18 protein-coding genes are annotated in these 20555 nt (G+C 63.4%); 11 read left to right on the top strand and 7 right to left on the bottom strand.

Annotation, left to right across the window (positions count from 1 at the left end; genetic code table 11):
• Window positions 1-316 precede the first annotated feature (316 nt).
• Window positions 317-916 carry a response regulator transcription factor gene (locus G5S35_RS30035; RefSeq protein ID WP_338048727.1) on the bottom strand — a complete coding sequence of 200 codons (600 nt, stop codon included), beginning with the start codon at window positions 914-916 and terminating at the stop codon, window positions 317-319.
• 404 nt (window positions 917-1320) lie between these two features.
• Here G5S35_RS30035 and G5S35_RS30030 point away from each other — a divergent pair, with 404 nt between their 5' ends.
• The 6 genes from G5S35_RS30030 (at window position 1321) to arcC (ending at window position 8360) form a co-directional block, all read left to right on the top strand.
• Window positions 1321-2241 carry a transporter gene (locus G5S35_RS30030; protein ID WP_220033075.1) on the top strand — a complete coding sequence of 307 codons (921 nt, stop codon included), beginning with the start codon at window positions 1321-1323 and terminating at the stop codon, window positions 2239-2241.
• A 265-nt stretch (window positions 2242-2506) separates the two neighbouring features.
• Complete coding sequence (locus tag G5S35_RS30025; protein WP_183039698.1) at window positions 2507-3187, top strand: VIT1/CCC1 transporter family protein; 681 nt, start codon at window positions 2507-2509, stop codon at window positions 3185-3187.
• Between the two features lie 312 nt (window positions 3188-3499).
• A complete protein-coding gene (arcD, locus tag G5S35_RS30020; RefSeq protein ID WP_074983564.1) occupies window positions 3500-4993 on the top strand; it encodes an arginine-ornithine antiporter in 1494 nt (497 codons plus the stop codon).
• A gap of 21 nt (window positions 4994-5014) precedes the next feature.
• Window positions 5015-6271, top strand: coding sequence for an arginine deiminase (gene arcA, locus G5S35_RS30015; RefSeq protein ID WP_074983563.1), 1257 nt, complete (start codon window positions 5015-5017; stop codon window positions 6269-6271).
• An 83-nt stretch (window positions 6272-6354) separates the two neighbouring features.
• A complete protein-coding gene (locus G5S35_RS30010; protein WP_065058393.1) occupies window positions 6355-7365 on the top strand; it encodes an ornithine carbamoyltransferase in 1011 nt (336 codons plus the stop codon).
• Between the two features lie 65 nt (window positions 7366-7430).
• Window positions 7431-8360, top strand: a complete 930-nt coding sequence (gene arcC / locus G5S35_RS30005) for a carbamate kinase (RefSeq protein WP_110327432.1) — start codon at window positions 7431-7433, stop codon at window positions 8358-8360.
• A 56-nt stretch (window positions 8361-8416) separates the two neighbouring features.
• Here the strand turns inward: arcC and G5S35_RS30000 are convergent, their stop codons facing one another.
• Together G5S35_RS30000 and G5S35_RS29995 are read right to left on the bottom strand one after the other, a co-directional pair.
• The gene (locus G5S35_RS30000) at window positions 8417-8617 is read right to left on the bottom strand and encodes a DUF3562 domain-containing protein (RefSeq protein ID WP_065058391.1); all 201 of its coding nucleotides are present in this window, start codon (window positions 8615-8617) and stop codon (window positions 8417-8419) included.
• Window positions 8618-8694: 77 nt separating this feature from the next.
• Window positions 8695-9006: a DUF4148 domain-containing protein gene (locus tag G5S35_RS29995; RefSeq protein WP_065058390.1), complete on the bottom strand. Its 312-nt coding sequence runs from the start codon at window positions 9004-9006 to the stop codon at window positions 8695-8697.
• Window positions 9007-9054: 48 nt separating this feature from the next.
• Here G5S35_RS29995 and G5S35_RS29990 point away from each other — a divergent pair, with 48 nt between their 5' ends.
• On the top strand, window positions 9055-9234 hold the full coding sequence (locus G5S35_RS29990; RefSeq protein WP_156773647.1) for a hypothetical protein: 180 nt from the start codon (window positions 9055-9057) through the stop codon (window positions 9232-9234).
• On the opposite strand, the gene G5S35_RS29985 is transcribed toward G5S35_RS29990, so the two are convergent.
• The gene (locus G5S35_RS29985; RefSeq protein ID WP_183039697.1) at window positions 9219-9884 is read right to left on the bottom strand and encodes a hypothetical protein; all 666 of its coding nucleotides are present in this window, start codon (window positions 9882-9884) and stop codon (window positions 9219-9221) included. The genes G5S35_RS29990 and G5S35_RS29985 overlap by 16 nt on opposite strands.
• A gap of 604 nt (window positions 9885-10488) precedes the next feature.
• Here G5S35_RS29985 and G5S35_RS29980 point away from each other — a divergent pair.
• Window positions 10489-10707 (top strand): hypothetical protein, encoded by a 219-nt coding sequence (locus G5S35_RS29980; RefSeq protein WP_074983555.1) that lies wholly within the window; start codon window positions 10489-10491, stop codon window positions 10705-10707.
• Window positions 10708-11245: 538 nt separating this feature from the next.
• A complete protein-coding gene (locus G5S35_RS29975; RefSeq protein WP_080180514.1) occupies window positions 11246-12448 on the top strand; it encodes an AI-2E family transporter in 1203 nt (400 codons plus the stop codon).
• A gap of 337 nt (window positions 12449-12785) precedes the next feature.
• On the opposite strand, the gene G5S35_RS29970 is transcribed toward G5S35_RS29975, so the two are convergent.
• Genes G5S35_RS29970 through G5S35_RS29960 form a run of 3 tightly spaced genes read right to left on the bottom strand, consistent with a single transcriptional unit; the run spans window position 12786 to window position 18799 of the window.
• Entirely contained in the window at window positions 12786-14339 is a 1554-nt protein-coding gene (locus G5S35_RS29970) for an efflux transporter outer membrane subunit (protein WP_183039696.1), read from the bottom strand.
• A 1-nt stretch (window position 14340) separates the two neighbouring features.
• Window positions 14341-17607, bottom strand: coding sequence for an efflux RND transporter permease subunit (locus tag G5S35_RS29965; RefSeq protein WP_183039695.1), 3267 nt, complete (start codon window positions 17605-17607; stop codon window positions 14341-14343).
• A gap of 19 nt (window positions 17608-17626) precedes the next feature.
• Window positions 17627-18799, bottom strand: coding sequence for an efflux RND transporter periplasmic adaptor subunit (locus G5S35_RS29960; RefSeq protein ID WP_074983551.1), 1173 nt, complete (start codon window positions 18797-18799; stop codon window positions 17627-17629).
• Between the two features lie 588 nt (window positions 18800-19387).
• Here G5S35_RS29960 and ppk2 point away from each other — a divergent pair.
• Both ppk2 and G5S35_RS29950 read left to right on the top strand, forming a co-directional pair.
• A complete protein-coding gene (ppk2, locus tag G5S35_RS29955; protein ID WP_234774639.1) occupies window positions 19388-20155 on the top strand; it encodes a polyphosphate kinase 2 in 768 nt (255 codons plus the stop codon).
• Between the two features lie 33 nt (window positions 20156-20188).
• Window positions 20189-20446, top strand: coding sequence for an RNA-binding protein (locus G5S35_RS29950; RefSeq protein ID WP_065062408.1), 258 nt, complete (start codon window positions 20189-20191; stop codon window positions 20444-20446).
• Window positions 20447-20555: the final 109 nt, after the last annotated feature.

Here is a 20555-nt window from a genome sequence, read left to right as displayed (position 1 = left end):
GTCCCTTCACGATAAGCAGGCGGCCGCCCGCGCGATTGATGCAGATCAATCGCCGTTCCGCGGCCCAAGGCGGCCACATTGGCGGATGAGTGGCCGCGTAGCGGCACACGCGACGCGACTTAAACCACGCCACATTTACGGAAGGGAGAAACTAATTAATCAGTCCGCTATTCATCTGATTGACTGTGCCGACATTTTCCGGCGCTGCCGGGAGCACCGAAGACGCAATGCGGTTTAGGCTTCCCGCTGGCGCAACTTCCCGATTTCTTCCACGCATTGCCACGCATTGCCACGCTGATCACTTGCAGCCGCCCAATCAACCTGTGTGGGGCGCCGCTTCACGCCCGGCAGGCTGAACCGAGGGACGCGGTCGGCTGGACTGCGTCGACAACAGGACGGGCGCATCGATGCCGGTCGACGTGGTGAGCCGAACCAGTTCGGCCAGAGATCTGACTTTCATCTTCTCCATGACGCGCGCCCGGTGGATCTTGATCGTTTTCTCCGCCGCACCGAGTTCGTCGGCCACCAGTTTGTTCGGCCGCCCGGCAACCACGAGCGCCATGACCTCGCGCTCACGCGGCGTCAGCGTTTCCAGACGGTGCTGAAGCTCCGTGCGTTGCTCGCGCTGCTCGAACAGGCGGTGCGCGTGCTCGATTGCGCGTGTCGTGGCTTCAAACAGCACACCCGCATCAATCGGTTTCGTCAGGAAGTCCGCCGCGCCCGCCTTCATCGCGTCTACCGCGGTCTGCATGTCACCGTGCGCCGAAACAAACACGATCGGCACGATGCCGTGCAAACGCCGCTGCAGTTCGATGCCGCTCAGGTCGGGCAACTGGAGGTCGAGCAGCACGCATGCGGGGGCGCTGGTCAAATCCGCGTCGTTCAGGAAGTCGCCGGCAGTGCCATAAGCTTGCACGGCGTAGCCCCCGATCGCAGCAAGCGACTCAGCGCATTGCGTACGTGTTCGTCGTCGTCCACGACGAACACTACCGGAGTAGTTGAGTTCATTTGTGTCGTTTGTCGGCTTGCCCGCGCTGCAACGCCGACTGGCGCGCGGCGTGGGTAGATCGGAACGATGTTGTGATTCCTCAAACAACTCTAGCGTGGGTCCCGGCCATGCAATTGACCTTGATCAATCGAGCGCATACGCCGAGAACCCGCACACGGCTCGCTTGAATCCGATCGCGGTTCCGGACTGTCCGACCAAGGTCCTATTCAGCCTCGAGCCTGGCACTGCTATGCTGGCTCCGCACAGTGCGGGCTAGCGGTAGAGGCGGCCGTGCTTACGGTGCATCTGCCGGCATCTTCGATTGAACCGCGATGAGCAGACGTTCAGCTCGCTGGAGTTGTGGTTGGTCCTGCGCCGCCGTACTCTGGCAGGCGACCCTGGTGCATGCGCAAGAGCTGGAGCCACGCACCTATTCCCCTTCGCCGGTGGGTACGAACTTTATTCTCGCGGGTTATTCGCATGTGAGCGGCGACGTGCTGACCGACCCATCGCTGCCCATAACCGGTGTCAGCGCACGCATCAACAATTGGCTGCTCGGCTATGTCCGCACGTTTGCGCTGGCAAATCACACGGCGTCGATCGGCCTTGTCCAGCCTTTTGTCAGCGGGAATCTGAGCGGACTCGTCATTGGCGCGCCGACGCAAATCCATCGCGCCGGCATGGGCGATATGCAAGTGCGCTTTGCGTTGAACCTGTTTGGCAATCCCCCGCTTGAGCCAGACGTGTTCGCACGCACACCGCCTGCCACGTCGCTTGGCGTGAGCCTGACCGTGCAGATGCCGACCGGCCAATACGTGCCTTCGCACCTCGTAAACGTAGGCAACAATCGTTGGGCGTTCAAACCCGAAATTGGCTTATCGCAACCGTGGGGTGACTGGTTTTTTGAAGCCTCGGTCGGCGTCTGGTTCTTCATGAGCAACACGAACTTCTTCAATGGCCAGATCAGGCGTCAGTCTCCCCTCACGGTCACGCAACTGCACGGCGGCTACAGTTTTCGGCCGGGGCTCTGGCTCGCCATCGATGTCGGCTATGCCCTCGGAGGCGCCACCAGCGTCAACGATGCATCGAGCGGCACGAGCCAAGCGAACGCGCGTGGCGGTGTCACGCTCGCAGTGCCGATCGGTCACGGCTGGTCTGCCAAGCTCGGCTATTCGCGCGGCTTCGTAACCCGTGCGGCGGGGTCTTATCAGATCGTTTCGATCACGGTCCAGTATCGCTGGTTCGATCATTGATCGTTAATAGTTGATCATTGATCCCGCCGAAAGACGGCATCTGTGCGCGATTCGAATGCTCCAATTCGCATTTGACGTTAGCAATTCAGTCACGCGAATCCGGTTTCTGAAAATAAATTGTCACTCGCGTATCGCGATCTTCCGTGCGAGGTCTCGCGATTGATATAAGTCAATGGAGAAACGTCTCCTTCCGATACCTTTTGTAGCGGCGATTCACGCCGACCGTCGGCGCAAATCACGTTATCCAACGTCAGCCGAGGCTGATATGAGCACCCTCACACCGGCCAGTGGAACCAGGCCCGCACAGCGCGAACCCGTTCTCCATACCGTCGACCGTGTCTGCGAGCTGTGTTTTGGTCTGTTCATGGCCCTGACCTTCGTCGGCGCCGTCAAGGCGGTCAGTGCCGGCGAAGCCGCAGGGCACAAGATGTTCTTTTCGGCGCTCGGTTGCAATCTGGCATGGGGACTTGCCGATGCCGTCATGTACCTCATCCGCACCCTCGCTGATCGAGGGCAGCGCCTGAAACTGATATTGACCATCCGGCAAACGCGGGATAACGCCATTGCCGTGCACACGCTGCGCGACGCGTTGCCGAAGGCTATCCAGCCACTGGTCGACGATGCCGAACTCGAGCGCGTTCGTGCGCGCCTTGCGAGCATGCCGACTGTGCCGTCGCGAGCGTCACTCGGACGTGACGATCTCGTCGGTGCGGTGGGTATCTTTCTGCTTGTGGTGCTGGGTACGTTTCCGGTTGCGCTGCCATTTCTCGTTATCAAAGATATCACTGCGGCGCTGATCACTTCACGCGTGCTCACACTCGCGATGCTATTCGCTGCCGGATATGCACTCGGACGCTACTCCGCTGGGGGCGGAATGAAAGCCGGCCTGTTGATGGTTGCGGTTGGCGTGCTGCTCACGATTGCGATTATCGCGTTGGGTGGATGATCGACGTGAACATCCGCAAGCGGGCTATCTACGCGCACGAAGCAACCTTCATGTTATTCAAATCCGATTCAATTATATAAATCAATAATTCAGCGCAACGAAATTGCTTTGCCTTTTACCGCCTATATTCCCGCGCCCGATTGAAATAGCCGGATTGTTCCATCAACGAGATCGATTGATGAAGATCAATTACCCGAGGCAACCTCAAATCATCATGCTGAATAAACGATTCGTGCTCTCATGAAATTTCGATTCGCCACGCCGGGCACGCTCAATTGAAATCGGCAACAGCCAAGCGCGCAGGAGGCATCCATGTCCGACTCAACGTCTACACCTCGCCCCGCCGCGACGCCCGAGCGCGTTGCAGCGCCCGCCGCCGCCACGAAACTTCGTTTAGGCGCACTCACCGCCCTCGTCGTGGGATCGATGATTGGCGGCGGTATCTTCTCTCTGCCACAGAATATGGCGGTCAGTGCGGATGCCGGTGCGGTGCTGATCGGTTGGGCGATTACCGCGGTCGGCATGCTCACGCTTGCCTTCGTGTTCCAGTCACTGGCGCTGCGCAAGCCCGAACTCGATGGCGGCGTGTACGCGTACGCGAAGGCCGGCTTCGGCGACTATATGGGTTTCGGCTCGGCTTGGGGCTACTGGATCAGTGCCTGGCTCGGTAACGTCGGCTACTTCGTTCTGCTGTTCAGTACGCTTGGTTACTTCTTCCCGGTGTTCGGCGAGGGCAACACGCCGATCTCCATCGTCTGTTCTTCGGTACTGCTCTGGTCGCTGCATTTTCTGGTGCTTCGCGGCATCAAGGAAGCGGCTTACGTCAATCTGATCACCACGGTGGCCAAGATCGTGCCGCTGTGCCTCTTCATCATCCTCTGTGCATTTGCGTTCCGCTCCGGCACCTTCTCAGCCGACTTCTGGGGTCAACTGAATCCCAAGCTCGGCAGCGTGACAAATCAGGTGCGCAACATGATGCTCGTGACCGTGTGGGTTTTCATCGGCATCGAGGGCGCGAGCATCTTTTCGGCGCGCGCCGAGCATCGCAGCGACGTCGGCAAGGCGACCGTCATCGGCTTCGTCGGCGTACTCCTGCTGCTCGTGCTCGTGAATATTCTTTCGCTCGGCGTGATGACCCAGCCGCAACTCGCGGCTCTCCAGAATCCCTCGATGGCCGGCGTGCTGGAGCGCGTGGTGGGCCACTGGGGTGCGATTCTCATCAGCGTTGGCCTCGTCGTCTCGCTCGCCGGCGCGCTGCTTTCGTGGGTGCTGCTGTGCGCCGAGATTATTTTCTCGGCGGCGCGCGATCACACCATGCCGAACTTCCTGCGCAAGGAAAACGCGAAGCACGTGCCGGCCAACGCGCTGTGGCTCACGAACGGCATGGTCCAGATCTTCCTCGTCATCACGCTGTTCTCGAAGGGCACCTATCTCTCGCTCATCTATCTCGCGACCTCGATGATCCTGTTGCCCTACTTCTGGTCGGCGGCCTACGCATTCCTCATCGCAGCGCGCGGCGAGACTTATGACACCGCTGGCGGCGAGCGCAACAACGAGCGCAGCAAGGACCTCGTCGTCGCGCTCATTGCCGTGGTCTACGCGGTCTGGCTCATCTACGCGGGCGGCCTCAAATACGTGCTGCTCTCCGCGCTGCTCTATGCGCCCGGCGTGATTCTCTTCGCGCGGGCGAAGCGTGAAGTCGGCTTGCCCGTCTTCACGACCGTCGAAAAATTCGTCTTCGCCGCGGTACTGCTCGGCGCGCTGATCGCGGCTTTCGGCCTGTACAAGGGCTTTCTCTCCCTGTGATCCTGATTCGAGGAGTCTCAAATGAGTACGGATAACGTCGCCTTTGGCGTCAACTCCGAGGCGGGCAAGCTGCGCAAGGTCATGGTGTGCTCCCCTGGCCTCGCGCATCAACGTCTCACACCCAGCAATTGCGATGAGCTGCTATTCGACGACGTCATCTGGGTCAGTCAGGCAAAGCGCGACCACTTCGACTTCGTGACGAAGATGCGCGAACGCGGCGTGGATGTCCTCGAGATGCATAACCTGCTAACCGAAACGGTGCAGCACCCGGAAGCGCTCAAGTACATTCTCGATCGCAAGATTCGTCCCGAGATGGTGGGCGTCTCGCTCGCCGGCGAGGTGCGTAGCTGGATCGAAAGTCTGGAGCCGCGCCGGATCGCGGAATTCCTGATTGGCGGCGTGGTGGCCGAAGATCTGCCGGACACCGATCAAAGCAAGATCCTCAAGGAGTTCCGCAACTACCTCGGCTATTCGAGTTTCGTGTTTGCGCCGCTGCCCAATACGATCTTCACACGCGACACGACCTGCTGGATCTATAACGGCGTCTCGCTCAACCCGATGTACTGGGCGGCGCGCCGTCAGGAAACGCTGCTGACCACGGCCATCTACCGCTATCACCCGGAATTCGCCAACAAGGACTTTCAGGTCTGGTACGGCGATCCCGACGAAGACCACGGCGCGGCCACGCTCGAAGGCGGCGATGTGATGCCTGTCGGCAATGGCGTCGTGCTGGTCGGGATGGGTGAGCGTTCGAGTCGCCAGGCGATCGGCGCGCTCGCGCAGAACCTGTTTGTCAAGGGCGGCGCGAAGCGCCTCGTCGTAGCAGGGCTGCCCAAGTTGCGCGCGGCCATGCATCTCGACACCGTGTTCAGTTTCTGCGACCGCGATCTCGTGACGATCTTTCCGGAAGTGGTCAACGAGATCGTGCCGTTCTCGATCCGCCCCGACGACAAGAGCCCCACGAAACTCGATCTGCGCCGCGAAGAAAAGCCCTTTGTGGACGTCGTGGCCGAAGCGCTGGGCTTGAAGAAGCTGCGCGTCGTCGAAACCGGCGGCAACGCGTTCGCGGCCGAGCGCGAGCAATGGGACGACGGCAACAACGTCGTGTGCGTCGAACCCGGCGTGGTAATCGGCTACGACCGCAACACCTATACCAATACGCTGCTGCGCAAAGCCGGCGTGGAGGTCATCACGATCACGGCGAGCGAACTGGGCCGCGGGCGCGGCGGCGGCCACTGCATGACTTGCCCGATCATGCGCGACGCCGTGGAGTATTAACCGATGGCCCACAGGTCGATATCGACCCACTGTCTTTGACCTGATGACCCGCATTTGCGCTGCATTCGAAACGGAGAAATGACATGGCTTTCAACCTGCGCAACCGCAGTCTGCTTAGTCTGATGCACCACAGCACCCGTGAGCTGCGTTATCTGCTCGACCTCTCGCGCGACCTCAAACGCGCCAAATACACGGGCACCGAGCAACAGCACCTCAAGGGCGTCAACATCGCGCTGATCTTCGAAAAGACTTCGACGCGTACGCGCTGCGCGTTCGAAGTGGCGGCCTACGACCAGGGCGCAAACGTCACTTATATCGATCCGACTTCGTCGCAGATCGGCCACAAGGAAAGCATGAAAGACACCGCGCGCGTGCTGGGCCGCATGTACGACGCCATCGAGTATCGCGGTTTCAGCCAGGAGATCGTCGAGGAACTGGCGAAGTTTGCGGGCGTGCCGGTGTTCAACGGCCTCACCGACGAATACCACCCCACGCAAATGCTCGCCGACGTGCTCACGATGCGCGAGCATTCGGACAAGCCGCTCACGCAGATCAGCTACGCGTATCTCGGCGACGCCCGCAATAACATGGGCAACTCCCTGCTGCTCATCGGCGCGAAGCTCGGCATGGACGTTCGCATCGCGGCGCCGAAGTCGCTCTGGCCGCATGACGATCTCGTGGCTGACTGCAAGAAGTTCGCCGAGGAAAGCGGCGCGCGCATCCTGCTGACCGAGGACCCGAAAACCGCCGTCAAAGCGGTGGATTTCGTGCACACCGACGTGTGGGTCTCGATGGGCGAGCCCATGGAAGCGTGGGGAGAACGCATCAAGGCGCTGCTGCCGTATCAGGTGAACATGGCGCTCATGAAGGCGAGCGGCACGCCGCACACGCGCTTCATGCATTGCCTGCCTGCCTTCCACAACAGCGAAACGGTGATCGGCAAACAGATCGCCGACAAGTATCCCGCGCTCAGCGGGGGCGTGGAGGTCACCGAGGAAGTGTTCGAATCGCCGCTGAATCTGGCGTTCGAGCAAGCGGAAAACCGCATGCATACGATCAAGGCGATTCTCGTGTCGACGCTCGCCGACATTTGAGCCTCACCGCTCGACGGCGCACGCGCGCCCGGTTTCACCGAGACAGGTAACTTTGGGAGTCAGACATGCGAATCGTGATTGCACTTGGCGGCAACGCGCTGCTGCGTCGCGGCGAGCCGATGACAGCGGAGAACCAGCGCGAGAACGTGCGCCTCGCGGCCACCCAGATCGCGCAGATCGCGCCGGGCAACGAACTGGTGATTGCCCACGGCAACGGGCCGCAGGTCGGCCTGCTCGCGCTGCAAGGCGAGGCCTGCAAGGACGTGCCCGGCTACCCGCTCGACGTGCTCGGCGCGCAGACCGAGGGCATGATCGGCTACATGATCGAGCAGGAACTCGGCAACCTGCTGCCGTACGAGGTGCCGTTTGCGACCCTGCTCACCCAGGTCGAAGTGGACGCGAACGACCCGGCGTTTCAGCATCCGAGCAAGCCGATCGGCCCGGTCTACACGAAGGAGGAAGCGGAGAAACTCGCCGTCGAGCGCGGCTGGGCCATCGCCCCCGACGGCGACAAGTTCCGCCGCGTCGTGGCGAGTCCGCGACCGAAGCACATCTTCGAAATCCGTCCGGTGAAATGGCTGCTGGAGCGCGGCACGATCGTGATTTGCGCGGGCGGCGGCGGCATTCCAACGCTCTACGGCGAAGGCCACAAGCTGGGCGGCGTGGAGGCCGTGATCGACAAGGATTTGTGCTCCGCACTGCTCGCGCAGGAGTTGCAGGCGGACATGCTGATCATCGCCACCGATGTGAACGCCGCGTACGTCGACTGGAACACGCCGTCACAAAAGGCGATCGCGAGCGCGCATCCCGACGAACTGGAGAAACTGGGCTTCGCGGCCGGTTCGATGGGCCCGAAGATCATGGCGGCCGCGGAGTTCGCGCGCAACACCGGCAAAGACGCCGTGATCGGCGCGCTGGCCGATATCGTGGCGATTACCGAGGGCAAGGCTGGCACACGCGTGAGCACCGGGAAATCCGGACTCGTTTTCTATTGAGCGAAATCGCCGCGCCGGTTTTTGCCTGATCGCTACGAAGATCGCCCCGAAGGTCTCTATTGATCCGCGATCTTCGATGCGATCCTCAAAGCTTCGCGCACGCGCTTCTCAGCGAGCAGCGGTATATAGTCGAAAACCCGTGCATCCTTGCGAAAACGCTCTAACGCTTCGGTGTACATCTGCGCAACGACTTCCTCCGACGTTGCCGTCAACGCGGCGATTTCGCGAATCACGTCCTCGAAATCCTGAGTTTTCATGGTCTCCCCCGTCACGCCGAGCCACCTCGCGTGGCATCCTTGCGCCCGGGCGGCAACGCGTGCCGTTGGTGCGGTTCTCACTGTGCCGGCAAATTCTGGCAGTCCGTTTCGCGCCAATGGGCGACGAGACGTTGTGCCTCCTGCAAGTCGTCCGGATAATAAGGGTCGTCATTCCAGGGTGAGGGGTCGTAGCCCGCTTTCCTCAACGCCGAAAGCTCGCTTTGGCGTTGTGCCTTCGTCGGCGGCGCACTGCTTCCGAGCGCGGCCAGGTCGCGACACTCCGTGGGCGTCAGATGCGGCCCGCCCTGCTGCACGCCGCCGGCTGCGCAGCCCGCGAGCAATATGGCCGACGCAGCAAGCGTCGAACAGCATCTCGGCAAACTTTTCATAGCGTATCTCCACGCAGATCAGCGCGGCTCAAGTGGCTCGATCGGTGCATGCCGGCCGGTCGTGCGCGAATGACGCTTTCATTTTTCTTCTTTCAGATCAGCGGCACGACAATCGGCATACGGGCGCGGCACCTCTTCACGACGACGCCCGACAACGCACGATATCAGGTATTGATTCGCGCTCAAACGCAGATGATCGTGCGCATCCGGCTTCACGGCTCTCCGTGACGAACCAGGGCATCCATGGCGCGAAGCACGACCGGGTCAGCCTTGGCCCAGCTCGATGTCGAGCCGGCGACCGTATCGCCGCCGATCGCAAAGATCCGCGCGCTGCGGCCGCCGGCACCGCGTGGCGTGCGTTGCGCAACGTGTACCTCTTCGCAGGCCAGCATCGACTGAAGGGCTTTCTGAATGTCGCGCAAGGCGGCGCCGATTTCCCGCGCCAGTTGCGCGGCCGTTAGCTTGCGGCCGTCCGCCAGCAGCGCGGCAATGTCGCCCGCGAGGCACGGCTGAGCCGTCCAGCGCGCCGCGGCACACGCATCATCCGGCGGCTGATGGCGCACCGGCGTGCTCATGCCGGCGGACGCGAAGTCATCCATTGGAGCGGCGCCAGGGGCGGCTTCGTCGTCCTGATCCGCCGGGAACGCACTTTCGTGATCTGTGCCCCGATTGCTGCACGCACGACAACGCTGATCCAGAATCAGGCGGAGAAAGGGACTGGCGAGCACACGATCGACATCCAGCGCGTCGAAGCGCGCGGCAAGTGCGCGTCTGACCGCCTCCCAGTCGTCGAGCGCGCCGCTGTCCGACAGCAGAAATGCCATCTTGCGGATCGTCTCGCGACGCTGAAGCTTATCCGCACTCTCGTACTTTTTCATATCGCCTCGCTTGCATGGGGGGAGCGAGCAACCTCCGGCATGGCGTTGCCGCGCGGGAACGAGGGTTGAACCATCAGGCTATGCGCGAAACAGGGCGTGCGCTATGGGACTTTCGTCCGATAAGGCGGGCATTTCGTTACGCGCCTTCGCGAGCGGCGCAGGCGCTTTCGAGGTTGGCTTTTTTCGATCTCGCGTCATCGCCGTCGCGCGACACGATTGGCGTTTTGCCGGTTTTTCGCACGATACACAGCACCCAAGCCGGGGACCGCGTCGCCTGCGTCAAGCCGACTTACGCGCGATCTCGCGCCGGTTATCGGACCAAAGTCCGATACACGCGGTCGGCCTGCGCGTATAGGCTGAAGGGAGTCAAAGTACGACGGCGAGTACGACGGCGAGCACGACGGCGCGCATCACGATCGCTCCCGTTGCCCTCCTGCGCGTTTGCGGCGTGCATGTCGAGCGTCGTGTTGCGTCAAGCTCCCCTCTGCACGCCGAGCATGCCGATGAAATCGTTCGAATACACCAGCAGGGCATCGATTGACGCGCGACGGCATCCGTCGATGCGAGCCGCCAGCACCGCCATCCACTCGATGAGGTACGTCTTATGGCATTCGCCCTTTTGCTTGCGGTCTTTCTCGCCTCGACGGGCGTACTCGTCGGCGGCGCGATAAACCGACCTGCCCAGCAGGAAACCGCGCCAGCCGCCGATATGCGACCTGCCGCGAGTGCGGCCACGGCTTCGCAGTCGTCGATCGATGGGCAGCCGAGGATGACGCAGTCCAAAGACGACTCCGCGCCAGCCGTGAAATTGACCCGTCTGTAAGCGCGAGGCGCGTCTGATCGATCGTATCGATCGTTATCAATGGTCTCCTCGAACGCGTCGCCGGCGCGCCCGGCCGGGCATCCTGGCGATATGACCGTGCATTCTGAAGCGCAGCGCCTCGCGCGGCGACCGCCTGGGCGCGAACGGCGCCGCCGTCAACGCGGCGATGTCGGCGACCAGCGCGGCGAATCCACTCAGTACGGCATGCATCGCGGTTTTGTCCGAAGCTTGAGTCAGAGTTCGTCGATCCAGATTACGCGCAACCAGGCGCCGGCGAAATAGGACCTTGGTCCGATTGCCTCGCACCGGCCGCCAGGCTTTCGCCAGGCTTCCGGCAGCCTCGTTCGGTTTTACGACGAGCTTCTGATCGGCCGCCGTGCTCCGACAGAATTGCCGGGAATGCTATGGGACCAAAGTCCAATTGCCCCGCTGTCCCGCGCGCGGCACGATCCGAAAGTGAGGACGCGCCACCGGGGAAACGGGCGCGGCCGTCTTGCGTCGGCACCGATTCCGTGGCGACCCGGCAGGAGAAGAACCGATGCTTCTAACACCGTCCACCCAGCGGGTTCTGTCCAGAGCGCTGCTCGACGTGCTGATTCGCGCCTCGCTCATCGCTGTGCTGGCCATCGTTTGCTTCCGCATCTTCGTCCCGTTTCTCAATCTGATGGTGTGGGCGCTGATTCTTGCGATCACGCTCTATCCGCTGCAGATCCGGCTGCGCCGTTCGATGCCGGGCCGCGACGGCCTGATCGCCACGCTGATCGTCTTCGGCGCGTTTGTCATCGTGATCGTGCCGACCTATCTGCTGGGCGTGGCCGTCGCCGAATCGATCGACAACGCGATGGCCGTGTTCAAGAGCGGCCGCGTCCACGTGCCGCCGCCGGACGAGTCGGTGCTGAACTGGCCGTTCGTCGGCAAGCGGGTCTACGACATCTGGCTCCAGGCGTCCACGGACATCGCGGGCCTCGCGCAGAAGTACGCACCGCAGTTCCGGGACGCCGGCCGCGCGCTGCTCGGCACCGTGACCGGCCTGGGCATGGGCATGCTGGTGTTCTTCGCGGCGCTGATCGTGTCCGGCATCCTCATGGCCTATGGCGAAAAAGGCCACGAGAGCGCCGTGCAAATCGCCTCGCGCATCTCCGGCCCGGACAACGGCGTGCAGATCACCGATCTCTGCACCGCCACGATTCGCGCGGTGGCGCAGGGCGTCGTCGGGATCGCGTTCATCCAGATGCTGCTGATCGGCGTCGGCTTCATCGTCAAGGGCATTCCCGGCGCGGGGCTGCTCGCGCTCGCCGTGCTGATGATCGGCATCATGCAGTTGCCGGCCACGCTGATTACCGTGCCCGTGATCATCTTCGTCTTCGTCACCGAAGGCGTCAGCACGGCGGCCATCGTGTTTTCCGGCTACGTGTTCGTCGCCGGTCTCGTCGACAACGTGCTCAAGCCCCTGTTGCTCGGGCGCGGCGTTGCGGTGCCGATGCCCGTCGTGCTGATCGGCGCGCTCGGCGGCATGGTGTCGGGCGGCGTCATCGGGCTGTTCATCGGGCCGGTGATGCTCGCGGTCGGCTACCAGCTTTTCTGGCGCTGGGTGAGGGATCAGCCGCAGTTCCGGACGCAGGACGCCGGGGAGGACCAAGCGCCGGACCTCTCGCCGATAACCGTGCAGACTCCCGCGCAGACTCCGACGCCTTGCGCCTCGCAAACGCGCCCGCCACAGGCGCCGGATCAGCAGCCGTGACGCTGCGCTGACCACGGCGGGTGACGCGTCATGCGCACCCATTCACGCTGGCGATGTTGCCCGGCGTGGAAACCCTCAACTTCCATGCGTTCACCGCGATGACGGCGTCGTGCCCACCTCGACCTCCGGCTGCCTCGCTGCATCGGCGACGTCGTGCCCGGCCTGCCCCGATCCGGTGCTGACGGGCCTGTTCCTGACGGCCTCCGTGCGTGCCGTGCAGGAAGCCGCCCATCGCGCGAGCGAGCGGCATGGGCAGCATCGAGCGGATAAGCGCCGATATGAGCGCAACCGGCACGCACGCGTGTGTGAATAGCGATCAGCAATCGGCAATCCGCAATTAGCGGCTCGCGGCACCGGCAAGCGCCGGGGCGCCCGCCTGCGTCCGCGCGGCTTCGGTCGCCGACGCGCCACTTGCGGGCGCGGGCATCGTCATGCGCTCGGCGTGCGTCACCCAGCCGCCGCCCATCGCCTTGTAGAGACTGACGTAATACGTCAGCACCGCCGACTCGGTTTGCGTGTGCGTCAGTTGCGCGTTGAAGAGACTGCGCTCCGCATCGAGCACCTCGATATAACTGGTGTAACCCGCGTCATAACGCTTGCGCGCGAGCCGCGCGTAGACCGCCAGCGCATCGACCTGACGTCCCTGTGCGACCAGTTCGCCCTGACTTTTCTGCAAGGCGATCAGTGCGTCCTCGACCTGCTGCAACGCTTTCTGCACCGTATCGAGATACGTGTACAGCGCCTCCTGCTCGCGCGCTTCGGCCAGATGCACCTGCCCGGCGATATTGCCGCCGGTGAACAGCGGCTGCGCGATCGCGCCGCCCACCGACCAGATATAGGCCGGCCCGGTCAGCAGGCTCGAAAACACGGCGCTCGCCGAGCCGATCATCCCCGACACCGAAAGGTCCGGAAAATACAGCGCACGCGCCGCGCCGATGCGCGCATTTTCGGCGATGAGGTTCTGCTCCGCCGCGAGCAGATCGGGCCGCCGCGACAGCAGATCGGACGGCACGCCCGCGGGCACGGCGGGCAGCGCGATGGCGCGCAGTTCGCGTCCGCGCGGAATCGGACCGGGGTTCTGCGCGAGCAGCACCGACAGCGCGTCCTCCTGCTGGCCGATCTGCATCTCGATCACCGGAATGGTCGCCTGCGCGGCCTCGTATTCCGACTGGCTCTGTGCCAGTTCCATCTGCGAGACGACGCCGTGCGAGAAACGCAGCGTGAATACCCGCACGGAATCGGCGCGGCTCGCGGCCGTCGCCTGCGCGATCTCCAGTTGCCGGTCGAGGCTGCGCAGATTGATATAGGACCCCGCCACCGCCGCCACCAGCGTGAGAATGGTCTCGCGCCGCCCTTCCTCGGTCGCGGCGAGATCGGCGCGCGCAGCCTCGGTCAGCCGGCGCGTGCGCCCAAAGACATCGAGATTCAGCGTCGCGCTGAGCGTCGGCGAAAACGCGTTGTAGACCGGATCGATGCCCGGCTGCAACGGCAAGCCGCCAATCTGCGAGACGCGCTGACGCGAAGCCGTGAAGCCCGCGCCCACCTGCGGGAAGAACGCCGAGCGCGTGATCTGCACCTGCGCGGCGAATTCGTCGATGCGCGCCGCCGCGATCTTCACGTCGCGATTGCGTTCGAGCGCCGTGGCGATCAGTTGATCGAGCACGGGTTCCTGAAACTGCTCCCACCAGACCGTATCGGCGACTTCGAGCATTTCGCCGCTCGCAAACCGGTATGTCGCGGGTACCTCGACGTTGGGCCGCACGTAGTCCGGGCCGAGCAGGCAGGCGTTCAGCGCGAGCGCCAGCAGCGGCACGAGCCGGCGCGCGACGATGGGCGCATGTTTGGGCGCATGTTTGGGCGCATGAACGGGCCCATGAGCGGACGCGCGCATGTCAATCGTCTCCACGCGGCGCGGACGGCGTGCCTTCCGGCGCGCCCGCCGCGCCGCCCGAGGCATTGCCCGCCGGGTTGCCCGAGGAATTACCCGAGGCATTGCCCGAAGCGCCGCCCGACGCATCGCCCGAGCCCGGCGCCGCCGTGCCCTTGCTTTGGCGCGACGACATCGTTTCGAGCAGGTAATAGAACATCGGGATAAAGAACACGGCAATCACGGTCGCGCCCAGCATGCCGCCGATCACGCCGGTCCCGATCGAATGGCGGCTGTTGGCCGACGCCCCCGTGGCGATCGCGAGCGGCACGCAGCCGAGAATGAACGCGAGCGAGGTCATGACGATCGGCCTCAAGCGCTCCTCGGAGGCGACGATCGTCGCGTCGAGCACCGAGGCGCCGCCCTCGCGGTTCATTACCGCGAACTCGAAGATCAGGATCGCGTTCTTCGCCGCGAGCGCGACCAGCATCGTGAGCCCGATCTGAAAGTAGATGTCGTTCTCAAGGCCGCGCAGCAGGATCGCGAGCAAGGCGCCGAACAGCGCGAACGGCACGGCCATCAGCACGCCGATCGGCAGCGACCACTTCTCGTATTGCGCGGCGAGAATCAGGAACACCATGATGAGCCCGAACACGAACACCGAGCCCGAGGTGCCGCCCGACTTGCGCGCCTCGTAGGCTTCGCCGCTCCACGCCACGCCGAAGCCGTTGGGCATCGCCGCCGCGATTTCTTCCAGAGCGCCGATCACCTGCCCGGAGCTGTAGCCCGGCGCCGCGTTGGCCGTGACGAGCACCGCCGGAAAATTGTTGAAGCGCGTGAGCAGGTCCGGCCCGGTCACGTAGCGGTAATTCGCCACGGCGCGCAGCGGCACCATCGTGTCGGTCTTGCTGCGCACGTAAATGCGGTCGAGATCGTCCGGGCGCAGGCGCGTCGTCGGATCGGCCTGCAAGATCACCTGCCACAGACGGCTCGATCGGTTGAACTGCGAAACGTAGAGCGAACCGAACATGGTCTGCATCGCGCTATAGACGTCTTCCACCGGCACCCCAAGTGTTTCGGCGCGCTCGCGGTCCACGTCGACGAGCAGTTGCTGCGAATTCGGATTGAAGGTGGTCGTCACGCGCGCAAGCTCGGGCCGCTGCCGCGCCTTCGCGACGAACTCGCGCACCACTTCCGCGAGTTGCGTGATGGTCGCGTCGCCCTTGCTCTGGATCCACACCTCGGTGCCGCCCGTGGTACCCAGGCCCGGAATCGAAGGCGGATTGACCGGAATGACAATCCCCTCCTTGATCGACGACAGCGCCTTGTACGCGTCGACCAGCACCGCGCGCGCATTCTGCGTACTCGCGTGACCCGACGAATAGCGCTCGTCGAAACCCTTGAGCCCGACAAAGAACGTGCTCGCGTTGTTCTTGTTCTGCACGTCGAGCAGGCTGTAGCCATCGACGGTGGCAATGCCGCTCACCGCGTCCTGCTTCATGAAATACCCGGCCACCTGATCCGAAACCGCGCCCGTGCGGTCGAGGCTCGCGGCGTCGGGCATGGTCACCGCACCGAGCAGATAGCCCTGATCCTCGGGCGGCAAGAAAGCGGAGGGAATGGTCTTCATCATCACGACCGCGAGCGCGATCATCCCCGCGAACAGCAGCAGCGCGAGCACCCAGCGCCGGATCGCGATATGCACGAACCCGACATAGCCCCGCGTCATGCGCCCGAAAGCGTTCTCGAACCAGCGGAAAAAACCCTTCTTTTCATGGTGCGAGCTACTCAGCAGAATCGCCGCGAGCGCCGGGGACAAGGTCAGCGCCACGATGCCCGAAATCACCACCGAGATCGCAATCGTGATGGCGAACTGCTTGTACAACTGCCCGGTAATGCCGCTCACGAACGCCACCGGCACGAACACCGCGCAGAGCACGAGCACGATCGCGATCACCGGCCCGGCCACTTCGTCCATCGCGCGCTTGGCGGCTTCCTTCGGCCCGAGCTTGTGCACCGTCATGTTGCGCTCGACGTTCTCGATCACGACAATCGCGTCGTCGACCACGATACCGATCGCCAGCACCATGCCGAACAGCGTCAGCATGTTGATCGAGAAGCCGAGCAGCGCCATGCCCATCGCCGTGCCGACGATCGACACCGGCACGGCCAGAATCGGAATCAGCGTCGCGCGCAGACTTTGCAGGAACACGTACACGACGATCACGACCAGCACGAGCGCCTCGAAGAACGTGTGCACGACGTCCGAGATCGAAGCGCGCGTGAACTCGGTCGTGTCCATCGCGATCTTGTAGTCGAGCCCTTCGGGGAACGACTGCTTGAGTTCGGCGAGCGCGGCACGCACCTGCTTCGACACGTCGAGCGCGTTCGCGCCCGGCTGCTGGTAGACCGCGATAATGGTGGCCGGCTTGCCCTGGTAGCGGCTGCGGATCGAATAATCCTTCTGCCCGAGTTCCGCGCGGCCCACGTCCTGCAGCCGCACAATTGCCGCGCCTTCGCTGCTCGCGCGCAGGATGATGTTGTCGAAATCGCCTGGCTGGGCCAGCCTGCCCGGCGTGGTCACCGCGAACGACTGCTCGACTTTCGCGCCCGTCGGCGACTGCCCGATACGTCCCACCGCAAACTGCTGGTTCTGGTTCTGCACCGCCCGCTGCACGTCCGCCACCGTGATACCGAGCTGCGCCATGCGGTCAGGCTTGAGCCAGACCCGCATCGCGTAATCCGGTGTGCCGAAGATACTCGACTGGTTCGCGCCGGGAATGCGCTTGAGCGCGTCCAGCACATAGATGTTCGCGTAGTTCGCGATATAGGTGCTGTCGTAGCGCTCGTCGGGCGAATAGATCGCAATCACCATCATGAACGCCGACGACTTCTTCTGCACCTGCACGCCCTGCGCCTGCACCGATTGCGGCAACTGCGGCAAGGCGAGATTGACGCGGTTCTGCACGTCGACCTGCGCGAGCTGCGGATTGGTGCCGATCTCGAAGAACGCGTTGACAGTCAGATTCCCCGTCGACGAACTCGACGAGTTCATGTAGATCATGTTGTCCGCGCCGTTCACCTGCTGCTCGATCGGTGCGGCGACGTTGTTGGCGACCACGTCCGCGCTCGCGCCGGGATACGACGCGGTGATCGTGATCTGCGGCGGCGTGATGTCCGGGTATTGCGCGACCGGCAGCGCCAGCATGGTCAGCGTGCCGCCGAGCGTGATGACGATCGAAATGACCGACGCGAAAATCGGCCGGTCGATGCAGAAGTGCGAGATGCTCATCGTCAACGCCCTTCAGTTTTCAGTTGGCCGAGGCGGTCGCCGAAGCCGAAGCCGAAGCCGGCGCCGACCCCGTGGCCGCGGCGGGATTCGCCACGATCTTCAGCGGCGTGTCCGCCACCACGCGGATTGCACCGTCGACCACGACGCGCTCGCCGTCTTTCAGGCCATCGAGCACGAACCAGTCGTTGCCGTGCCATTCGCCGACCTCGACCACGCGCTGGCTTGCCTTGTCGTCTTTATTCACGACCCAGACGAAGTGACTCTTCGCGCCCTGAAGCACCGCGCGTTGCGGCACGAGAATGGCGTTGGGCCGAATCGCGCCCGAGACCCGCGCGCGCACGAACTGGCCGGGGCGCAGCGTGCCGTCGGGATTGGCAAAGACCGCGCGCACGAGGAAGGAGCCCGTTTCGGTGTTGAACGCGGGATTGGCGAAATCGATCGCGCCGCGCCCCTTGTACACCGAGCCGTCCGCGAGTTGCAGCGACACCGCAAACGCACGGTTCGCCGGAAAGCGCAATGTTCCCGCTGCGATCTGATCGCGGTAGCGCAGTTGCTGATTCTCCGAAATGCTGAAGTTGACCCACATGGGGTCCAGTTGATAGACGTAAGTCAGCAAGCCGTTTTGCGTGGACGTCACATAGCTGCCGTCTTGCTGCCGCGCGAAGCTCGATAGCCCGTTCAGCGGCGACTTGATCGTCGTGTAGCTGAGATTCAGTTCGGCGGTATCGACCTCGCCCTGCGCGGCAATCACCGCGGCGCGCGACTGCTTTTCGTTGCCGATCGCGTCGTCGAGATCCTTCTTGCTCAACGCATTTTCCTGCGCCAGCGGTCTCACGCGCGCCAGATTCGCCTTCGCCACTTCCAGTCGCGCCTGCTGCTGCGCCAGTTGCCCCTGCGCCGTGCGCAACGCGGCTTCGAACGGCTTGGGATCCATCTGGAACAGGGTCTGCCCCACCTTGACCAGCGATCCTTCCACATACATGCGGCGGTCGAGAAAGCCGTCGACGCGCGAGCGTATCTGCACTTCGCGCGAACTCTGGGTCTGCGCGGTAAATTCGAAATCGACCGGCGTATCGTGGGGCGCCACCGTTGTCACCGTGACTTCAACGGGCGCGGCGGCCGCCACCGCCGGCTTCTTGCTGCAACCGGCGCCGGCTACGACGAACGCGAGCGCGGCACCGACGACAACCATCGACCCGACGCCTTTCGCCACGTCCCCGCCTGGCGCCGTTCGCCATGGCAGCGGCGGCTTCTGATGCCTGCAAGCGTGCGCCATGATTGCCTCAGGTTGATCTCGTAAGTTCCGCTTTCGAGCTGGAATCGGAAAGGACGCGCCGTGATGGCCTGCACGACGGATCAGGCAATGGGCCGCCGCCGGAAAATGGCACTGCCCAACGAAGCCGTGGACGCGTCGCCTATTCGACCAGATTCAGTATGGCGACGCGCCCTGGCGCGAACAATCGGACTTTGGTCCTAGCCCGCGCAAGCGTGCAACGGGCAGCACGGCATCGCGCGAGCGCGCGGCGGCAGGCCATAGGACCAAGGTCCTATGGTGCCGCCCCGGAACCACGGTTCATGCTCTCAGCCATGACCGTCGCGAGCCGTCGCCGCGACGCCTCGCCGTCGAACAGGAAGGGTTTTCTGGGAGCGCACGATGTCTGGATCGTCGAGACATGCAAAACGGCGCACTGCCAAGGCGGAAGCGAAAGCGCAACGGCAGGCCGAGGCGAAGCGCGAGGCAACATCCGCGGCAAAGCCGGACGCGAGCGCAACGGAAAAGATGAGCAACAAGGCCTATTTGAAGGAGCTGTTCCCGCTCCATGTCGAATTGGCGCACTTGCAGCAATGGGTCGTGGCGAGCGGCGCGAAAGTCTGCATCGTTTTCGAAGGTCGCGATGGCGCGGGCAAAGGCGGCACCATCAAGGCGATCACCGAGCGCGTGAGTCCGCGCGTGTTCCGCATCGTGGCGCTGCCCGCACCCACCGAGCGCGAAAAGAGCCAGATGTATGTGCAACGCTATCTCCCTCACCTGCCCGCGGCGGGCGAGGTCGTGATCTTCGATCGAAGCTGGTACAACCGCGCGGGTGTCGAGCGCGTCATGGGCTTCTGCTCGCAAAAGCAGGCCGAAGAATTCCTCGCAGCGGTGCCGCTGGTCGAGAAAGCCATCATTGCGTCGGGCATCATACTCATCAAGTACTGGCTCGAAGTCAGTTCCGACGAACAGACGCGCCGCCTCGAAGGCCGCATTCACGATGCGCGCAAGACCTGGAAGCTGTCGCAGATGGACCTCGATTCGTATAGCCGCTGGTACGACTATTCGCGGGCGCGCGACGAGATGTTCGCGAAGACCGATCTCGACTTTTCACCCTGGTATGTGGCTCGCTCCGACGACAAGCGGCGGGCGCGGCTCAACATCATCACGCATCTGCTCGCCACGATTCCCTATCGCAAGGTGCCGCGAGAGAAGGTGGTGTTGCCGCGCAGGCAGAAGGCGTCGGGCTACGTCGATCCCGAACACCCCTGCAAGCGCGTGCCGGACGCGTTCTAGACGCGCCGCGCGCGGCGAATCCGGAGACCGAAGATGAGCGAACTATGGATTGGAAATGTCGACGCGGACATTTCGTCGGACGAGATCAACGCGTTTCTCGGCCGATACGGCTGTCCGCCGTTCGACGAGATCCAGCGCGTGCCCGGCACCGGAGAGCGTCCCGCCGTGATCCTGACTTTCAACAAACTCAGCGCCGAAGCCCTGCGCAAGCTTCAGCCGCGCATTCACAACATCCTCTGGAACAACCGGACCATCGTCGTGCAGGTCATGCCGCCGAAGCGCGAAGATTGAATGCGCGATGCACGAATGCCGCGTGACGTGACACCGCTCGCGGGCAACGCGGTGGTTGACTGGCCGCATCGCGCGCCCATGCGCTGCTTGTGCGCCACCTGTACGCGAT

Origin of the sequence: Paraburkholderia tropica (assembly GCF_014171495.1) — a bacterium.
GTDB classification, from domain to species: Bacteria; Pseudomonadota; Gammaproteobacteria; order Burkholderiales; family Burkholderiaceae; genus Paraburkholderia; species Paraburkholderia tropica.
Note: the sequence above shows the minus strand (reverse complement) of the source record. Positions and strands in the feature narration are given on the sequence as shown.

Bases quoted from the DNA above. Each gene is read 5' to 3' on its own strand.
- G5S35_RS30030 (WP_220033075.1), top strand. From the start codon at position 1,321: ATGAGCAGACGTTCAGCTCGCTGGAGTTGTGGTTGGTCCTGCGCCGCC.
- G5S35_RS30025 (WP_183039698.1), top strand. From the start codon at position 2,507: ATGAGCACCCTCACACCGGCCAGTGGAACCAGGCCCGCACAGCGCGAA.
- arcD (WP_074983564.1), top strand. From the start codon at position 3,500: ATGTCCGACTCAACGTCTACACCTCGCCCCGCCGCGACGCCCGAGCGC.
- arcA (WP_074983563.1), top strand. From the start codon at position 5,015: ATGAGTACGGATAACGTCGCCTTTGGCGTCAACTCCGAGGCGGGCAAG.
- G5S35_RS30010 (WP_065058393.1), top strand. From the start codon at position 6,355: ATGGCTTTCAACCTGCGCAACCGCAGTCTGCTTAGTCTGATGCACCAC.
- arcC (WP_110327432.1), top strand. From the start codon at position 7,431: ATGCGAATCGTGATTGCACTTGGCGGCAACGCGCTGCTGCGTCGCGGC.
- G5S35_RS30000 (WP_065058391.1), bottom strand. From the start codon at position 8,617: ATGAAAACTCAGGATTTCGAGGACGTGATTCGCGAAATCGCCGCGTTG.
- G5S35_RS29995 (WP_065058390.1), bottom strand. From the start codon at position 9,006: ATGAAAAGTTTGCCGAGATGCTGTTCGACGCTTGCTGCGTCGGCCATA.
- G5S35_RS29990 (WP_156773647.1), top strand. From the start codon at position 9,055: ATGCCGGCCGGTCGTGCGCGAATGACGCTTTCATTTTTCTTCTTTCAG.
- G5S35_RS29985 (WP_183039697.1), bottom strand. From the start codon at position 9,884: ATGAAAAAGTACGAGAGTGCGGATAAGCTTCAGCGTCGCGAGACGATC.
- G5S35_RS29980 (WP_074983555.1), top strand. From the start codon at position 10,489: ATGGCATTCGCCCTTTTGCTTGCGGTCTTTCTCGCCTCGACGGGCGTA.
- G5S35_RS29975 (WP_080180514.1), top strand. From the start codon at position 11,246: ATGCTTCTAACACCGTCCACCCAGCGGGTTCTGTCCAGAGCGCTGCTC.
- G5S35_RS29970 (WP_183039696.1), bottom strand. From the start codon at position 14,339: ATGCGCGCGTCCGCTCATGGGCCCGTTCATGCGCCCAAACATGCGCCC.
- G5S35_RS29965 (WP_183039695.1), bottom strand. From the start codon at position 17,607: ATGAGCATCTCGCACTTCTGCATCGACCGGCCGATTTTCGCGTCGGTC.
- G5S35_RS29960 (WP_074983551.1), bottom strand. From the start codon at position 18,799: ATGGTTGTCGTCGGTGCCGCGCTCGCGTTCGTCGTAGCCGGCGCCGGT.
- ppk2 (WP_234774639.1), top strand. From the start codon at position 19,388: ATGAGCAACAAGGCCTATTTGAAGGAGCTGTTCCCGCTCCATGTCGAA.
- G5S35_RS29950 (WP_065062408.1), top strand. From the start codon at position 20,189: ATGAGCGAACTATGGATTGGAAATGTCGACGCGGACATTTCGTCGGAC.